The following is a 4,534-nucleotide window of genomic DNA, read 5'->3' as shown; positions in this document are numbered from 1 at the left end:
CAAGGACGGATCTGGTTCAAGCATGACATTTAGTAGAGTGTGCAAAGCCGAAATGACCTAGTAGTGTTTCGCTGTTGCAAGCAACGAAACTCGGCAAAGCCGTACGGAAGGTGATAATGTGTGGTTTGACATCGATATAAGATCCCCATTGCCGATCTACGATCAAATCAAGAGGGGGGTGAGGGAAGAGATCCTCAAGGAGAAACTTAAGGAGGGAGATCCTCTGCCCTCAATTCGTGAAATGGCCTCTCAAATCAGGGTTAATCCTAACACTGTTGCCAGAGCCTACAGAGAACTCGAGATGGAAGGCTTGATTATGGCAAGACAGGGATTAGGGTATATAGTAGTCAGTGACAGAGATCAGGTAAGAGACTACGTCTTTGAAAGCCTATCTACTGAGCTTAGGGAGCCCATCCTTCGTTTGAAGAAATCGGGAATTTCTCTGGAAAGGCTCCTGGAGGTGATTGAGAAGATATGGAAAGAAATGAATTAACCCTGGACATACAGAACCTTGAAAAGACTTATAAGGGTAATGTTGAGGCCGTTCGCGGGATCGATGTCAAGCTGGAGAAACAACGAATCTACGCGCTGCTTGGTCCAAATGGAGCCGGCAAAACGACGGTACTGAAATCCATATTGAGGCTGATCAATTACTCCGGATCGATACTTGTTCTTGGAAGACCCGTTGATGAGGTCAGGGAAATGATCTCGTTCGTTCCTGAGGAGAAGAATCTCTACGAGAATCTGGACATAGAAAAAACCCTCAAATTGATTCGCAGAATTTCTAGCAGATTCGACGAAAACCAGGCGCGCAAGTATATCGCACACTACAAACTTCCCTGCACAAAGAAGATTAGAACCTTCTCAAACGGCATGAAGACAGCGATTTACATCTCATTAGCTCTTTCAGCTGACGCAGATTTCTACATATTGGACGAACCGACATGGGGCCTCGATCCAATCATGCGAGACGACACTCTCGAATTCATAAGAGAAAAGGTGATTGCCGGAAAGACTGTACTGTATACGTCCCATATAATCCCCGAAGTCGAAAAAATCGCAGACGAATTCTATATTATGATAAACGGGAAGGTTAAGTACTCCGGTGACCTCGACGGAATCAAGGAAAAGTACAGAATCGTCAAGATGCCCTTTGACGAAAAGGAACTCGACAGTTGTACGGACTGTCTGGCGGCAGCAAAGGAACTTAACAGACTTTCGATAATAGTCGAAAACTCAGAGGCAACTGAGAGATTTTACAAAACAGATGAAGCAACCATTTCGATTCCTGATCTGGAGGAGTTTTTTCAGATTCTTGTCAGGAGCGAAAACAGAAATTCTCGTTGAGCGCAGGAGGTTAGGATCGTGATCGAAATTAGAAACCTTACGAAGATTTATAGTGGAAGTGTGAAGGCAGTAGATGATGTGAGCCTTACCGTTAAAGAAGGCGAGATATTTGGCTTTCTCGGACCGAACGGAGCCGGCAAGACAACTACTATCAAGATGATAGTCGGTCTGCTTCAGCCGACATCGGGAAGCATACACATCGACAATATCGATGTACTAACTTCGCCAGTAGAAGCGAAGATGAAGATGGGTTACGTTGCTGACGAACCGCTGGTTATGGAGAAAATCACGGGAGTTCAATATCTCAACATGATTTCCGACGTGTTTCTAGTTCCTCCGAAGACGCGAGCAGAAAGGGCCTCGAAGCTGCTTCAAAACTTCAAGCTCTCCGATGCCGTGAAAGACCCTGTCTCCACTTACTCTCACGGAATGAGACAGAAGCTCTCTCTCGTCGCAGCTCTCATACATAACCCGGATCTCTGGATCCTCGATGAACCAATAGTCGGTCTAGATCCGGAATCGGCCTTCATTCTCAAACAGATGATGAGGAATCACGTAAAGGCTGGAAACACAGTCTTTTTCTCTACTCACGTGATGGAAGTGGCCGAGAAAATATGTGACAGGATAGGAATAATCAATAAGGGCAAGCTGGAATTCGTCGGCACCGTTGATGAACTGAGGAAGCTTAGCGGCAGGGGAAGTCTGGAAGAACTCTTCCTGGAGGTGACAGGTAGTGAGACTGAAAATGGTGATTTCTCTTACCTCGACGCTGATTAACGCTCACTACAACATACCCAGGTCCCTATACCACTTCAAGAAAAGAGAAAGACTCTGGGAACCGGCATTAATAATAGGCGTAGTACTCTTGATGGTCTTTTCTCTTGGACCGCTATACATGAGCCTGCTGAACACAATGTACGATCAGTACGAAGCTGCGGGCATGAAACAGCTCTTCCTGGCCGGACCGTTTCTCATAGCGAATCTTTTCGGGCTGATCATGGGTGTTTTCCTTATGATAAGCACTTTCTTCTTCGGGGATGATATGAGCGTCCTGATCCCTCTCCCATTGAAGTCGACCGAGGTTCTTATGTCGAAGTTTCTCGTGGTGCTTATGGATCTTATGATCATTTCGATTGCGGTCATTCTTCCTGCCTACATTCTCTACGGGATAAGATCTGGAGCCGGTATTTCATACTGGATATTCATGGCGATAGTCTTCCTGCTCAGTCAGGTATTGCCGATAATGCTTTCGGCGATCATCGTTCTGCCGCTTTCTAGACTCTTCCGCTTCAAGAGGTACAGAGACAATATCGTCTACCTTATCAGCGCGCTTGTCGTCATTGGCTCCCTTGTATTCGTTTCCCTCACCAGCAGAGTTGACCCAAACACAAGCGCTGAGGAGTTCGCGAGAATTTTCTCGAGCGAAGATGCAATACTAAACAAGACGGCCGGAGCATATCCGCCGACGATACTCGTAGCTAAGGCTCTTAGCAAACCATTTATCGAAGGCCTTCTTTGGCTGCTCGCATTTATTGGGCTGCACGTTGCCGCCCTTGGAGTCTTTCTGTTCTTCGGCAACAAATTCTACTACTCTGTCTACTCGAGCCTCCAAGAGAATTTCGCCAAACGGTCAAAACTCAAAGAAGGCGAGATAGCCGATCTTATGGGCATACAACAAACAAAGTTCTCCGCACTGTATAGAAGAGAATGGTGGTACTTCCTGAAGGTCCCGGCATTCGCTTTCAACGGATTCGGGAATGTACTGGTCTTTCCGATTCTGCTCGTTATTGCGGCCGTTGCTGGCCAGACGGATCAGTTAGGTCAGATGCTGGACCAGTTTCAGGAGTACAAGCCGCTCTTTGTTCCAGTCGGCGCACTTGTCGCAGCCGTTGCGGGCGGAATTAACGGTCTTGCCTCCTCGATGTTCAGCAGAGAAGGCACCCTGATCAGGGAATTGAAGGTTCTTCCCGTTGCAATAAATGAAATTGTGAAAGTCAAATTCCTTCATATCGAGACGCTGAGTTTGATAGGACCGGCATTTGGCGCAATTGCCCTCGGTGTGATTCTTGGACTGTCTATCCTGGAAATGCTTGTAGTGTTTGTCGTTGGAGCGATAACCCTGACGTTCCTGAATATTCTTCAGATGATTATTGACTCGATGAAACCAATTCTCGAATGGGAGAACCCTCAGAGAGCTATGAAGCAGAACGTCAACGTTGCTCTCTCAATTCCCGTAGTCTTTGGTTACGTCGGAGGTTTTGGATATCTGGCATTCCTATTGAAAGACACAATATCTGGAGTCGTCATGACACTAGTATTGACGGCGATCGCCTTGATTGGTATCGTAGTTACATGGCCTGTACTAATGAAGAGAGCGAACAGGCTTTTCCTGAGAGATCTGTGAAGAAACCATGGCGGACGCAAGGCTGCCTTCGGCAGGAGGCGAGGCTCGCTTGCGCGAGGAAGTGATGCCCGGAGAAACGTCCGGGGAAGTGATGCTGGCGCTTTTGCACCAGGAGGCAAAAAAGCTATCTAAAGAAGCGTCTGGGGACGTTTCACCGCCTTCGTCGGATTGCGCTGAGCAACATCGACGGACGCAAGGCTGCCGAAGACCACGCCAGGTTGCAATGCCCGCTTCGCGTGGAAAGAGCCAATTTTCGCTTTTGAGATAACTCTGTGCATTGAGAAGAGCAGTTGCAAGATGCAAGTTCCAATTTGCAAGACCAAAAGCCAAAAAAACGATTGTAGTCTCTGGAATACAAGGTTTGGTGGAACCACAATCTGGGATATGGATGCTGAAACAAGTTCAGCATGACGAAATCTCCGACGAAGAACCAAGAACTTGGACGCGTAGCGTCGGAACGAAGAACAGGTCTTCTCGAAGGACGGGTCCATGATCTGGGACGAACCCTGCAACACGTTTATCATATGGAGGTTGGCATATGGCGAAATACCATCAGGAAACAATCGCAGAAGTCATTAAAAACCTGGACTCAGATTCAAACAAAGGCCTCTCCGGAGCGAAGGCAGAGGAGAGAATCAAGCAGTACGGTTTGAATGAGCTAACGGAGAAGAACAAACGCAGCGCATGGAAGATTCTTCTTGCACAGCTGAAGTCTGTAATGGTTATTATCCTGATTGTTGCTTCCATCATCACCGCCTTCATTGGAGAAGTAAGAGACACGAT

General features: G+C 47.2%; 5 protein-coding genes and 1 pseudogene. All 6 read left to right on the top strand.

The genetic code is table 11. The features are described 5' to 3' along the window. Positions 1-118: 118 nt before the first annotated feature. Positions 119-493 (top strand): GntR family transcriptional regulator, encoded by a 375-nt coding sequence (locus ENN47_13090; protein ID HDP79081.1) that lies wholly within the window; start codon positions 119-121, stop codon positions 491-493. Then, positions 475-1,347 carry an ABC transporter ATP-binding protein gene (locus ENN47_13085; protein ID HDP79080.1) on the top strand — a complete coding sequence of 291 codons (873 nt, stop codon included), beginning with the start codon at positions 475-477 and terminating at the stop codon, positions 1,345-1,347. Before ENN47_13090 ends, ENN47_13085 begins: the two co-directional genes overlap by 19 nt. Positions 1,348-1,365: 18 nt before the next feature. After that, positions 1,366-2,124, top strand: a complete 759-nt coding sequence (locus ENN47_13080; GenBank protein ID HDP79079.1) for an ABC transporter ATP-binding protein — start codon at positions 1,366-1,368, stop codon at positions 2,122-2,124. Continuing rightward, positions 2,081-3,751 carry a hypothetical protein gene (locus ENN47_13075; protein HDP79078.1) on the top strand — a complete coding sequence of 557 codons (1,671 nt, stop codon included), beginning with the start codon at positions 2,081-2,083 and terminating at the stop codon, positions 3,749-3,751. The genes ENN47_13080 and ENN47_13075 overlap by 44 nt, the downstream gene beginning before the upstream one ends. Before the next feature lie 7 nt (positions 3,752-3,758). Beyond that, positions 3,759-3,872 (top strand): annotated as a pseudogene (locus ENN47_13070) (hydrolase-like protein). Positions 3,873-4,289: 417 nt separating this feature from the next. After that, the coding region (locus ENN47_13065) for a hypothetical protein (protein ID HDP79077.1) at positions 4,290-4,534 on the top strand (245 nt) is incomplete at its 3' end.

The organism is Mesotoga infera (assembly GCA_011045915.1).
Taxonomy (GTDB): domain Bacteria; phylum Thermotogota; class Thermotogae; order Petrotogales; family Kosmotogaceae; genus Mesotoga; species Mesotoga infera_D.
This window is presented reverse-complemented; position numbering and strand designations above follow the sequence as displayed.